The sequence below is a fragment of the Microcoleus sp. B4-C2 genome (assembly GCF_036705265.1).
GTDB lineage: Bacteria > Cyanobacteriota > Cyanobacteriia > Cyanobacteriales > Microcoleaceae > Microcoleus.
The window spans coordinates 1-1,384 of sequence record NZ_JAUBUB010000151.1; the positions used below are offsets into that span (position 1 = coordinate 1).

Sequence of the window (1,384 nt, forward strand, 5' to 3'; positions counted from 1 at the left end):
AGAAATCAGTTCACTATCTTCTTACACTTTCATTCTTGAAGCTTTATTCTATGCAGCTTCATATTAAATTGGTATAAACGGGATTTGTGATTATTTGATTAGTCGTTCTCCCGAAATGCTGGAGATTGAAGCACCCGCAGTGGCGGTTGTTGAGGCTAAAAAAGCCGATTTGAAGACAGGAATTGGACAGTGCGTTGCAGAAATGGTGGCAATGCAGAAGTTTAATGAAGCGAAGGGGAAACCAATTTCAGTTATTTATGGCAGTGTCAGTAACGGCACGCAGTTGCGATTTCTCAAACTAGAGGAAAAAATTGTATCGATCGATCTTAATGACTATGCCTTGCCTCCGGTGGACGAAATTTTGGGAATGCTGGTTTGGATGGTACGAGATGGCTGAATAATCCCGATCGCACTTTTGACTCAATTCTAGAAACATCGATCGCACATTTAGACTTCATTGCAGGCGGATTAATTTGACTAACAGACTCATGATTTCTCCCTGATCGGGTGTAATAATGATGCGATTGTCGGGAATGGCGATCCTCTTCGAGGGCTGCGCTAACGGATGAGTCCAACGAACAGCTTCCTCGTAGCGCAATGCGTGCAGTTGGTGGATAGTTCGCCGTACCCCCAGCGGCGAACCGATGATGACGTGACGGACTGCTTCGCGATCGGCCTCAAAGGTTTGGTTGGTTAAAACATTGGGCGATGTTTGGTTCGATGATGAATCTTGCAACATAGCTTTGACCAATAATTTTGGATAGGTTTGATGCTTTGTAACGGTAAAACCGCGTACAATTTCTAATCAAAGAAAAGACCGCTATTCCCGTAAAGCACAATTTGTTAAAACAATACTATCTGATGTTTCTATATTTGCCTAGAGCAAATCAATTTACGGTCAGCGTAAATCAATTTACGGTCAGCGTAAATCAATTTACGGTCAGCGTAAATCAATTTACGGTCAGGGTCAATTAGCTTATGGAAATGTTTAAAAAATTCGAGCGATCGCCACTAAAGAAACTCCGAGTTAAGCGGTTTATGACTCAAAAACATCTAGGAAAAGCACTTGGCGTTACGGAAGCGACGGTAAGCAACTGGGAAGCTGGGCGATCTGTACCGAAGCTAACGCCTGTTCAATACAAGAAGTTGCTAGAGATTCTGCAAATTACCTCTGCTGAATTACCAGACCAATTTGGTTTTCCTAGCGATGCTGATGGATAGAAAATGGAATATTATAATTGAGGCGTTTTATTTAAACGAAGTCATGCAATGTTTTGAAAAAATGCCTATTCCACAACATATCAAATTTATTGTGGGGTGGGCAGAAAAGCCCGCCCAAAGCAACAGGCAAGATGCCTGTTCCACAACCTATCAATTTATTGTG

3 protein-coding genes are annotated in these 1,384 nt (G+C 42.1%); 2 read left to right on the plus strand and 1 reads right to left on the minus strand.

Annotated features, from left to right (window positions below):
* The first annotated feature begins 94 nt into the window (after positions 1–94).
* Positions 95–397 (plus strand): hypothetical protein, encoded by a 303-nt coding sequence (locus QUB20_RS27200; RefSeq protein WP_333250724.1) that lies wholly within the window; start codon positions 95–97, stop codon positions 395–397.
* A 57-nt stretch (positions 398–454) separates the two neighbouring features.
* Here the strand turns inward: QUB20_RS27200 and QUB20_RS27205 are convergent, their stop codons facing one another.
* Complete coding sequence (locus tag QUB20_RS27205; RefSeq protein ID WP_333250725.1) at positions 455–739, minus strand: hypothetical protein; 285 nt, start codon at positions 737–739, stop codon at positions 455–457.
* Positions 740–978: 239 nt separating this feature from the next.
* Between QUB20_RS27205 and QUB20_RS27210 the strand changes: the two genes are divergently transcribed.
* On the plus strand, positions 979–1,221 hold the full coding sequence (locus tag QUB20_RS27210) for a helix-turn-helix transcriptional regulator (protein WP_333250727.1): 243 nt from the start codon (positions 979–981) through the stop codon (positions 1,219–1,221).
* The last annotated feature ends 163 nt before the right edge of the window (positions 1,222–1,384 follow it).

Coding starts and splice junctions, on each gene's coding strand:
- QUB20_RS27210 (WP_333250727.1), top strand. CDS start 979: ATGGAAATGTTTAAAAAATTCGAGCGATCGCCACTAAAGAAACTCCGA.
- QUB20_RS27205 (WP_333250725.1), bottom strand. CDS start 739: ATGTTGCAAGATTCATCATCGAACCAAACATCGCCCAATGTTTTAACC.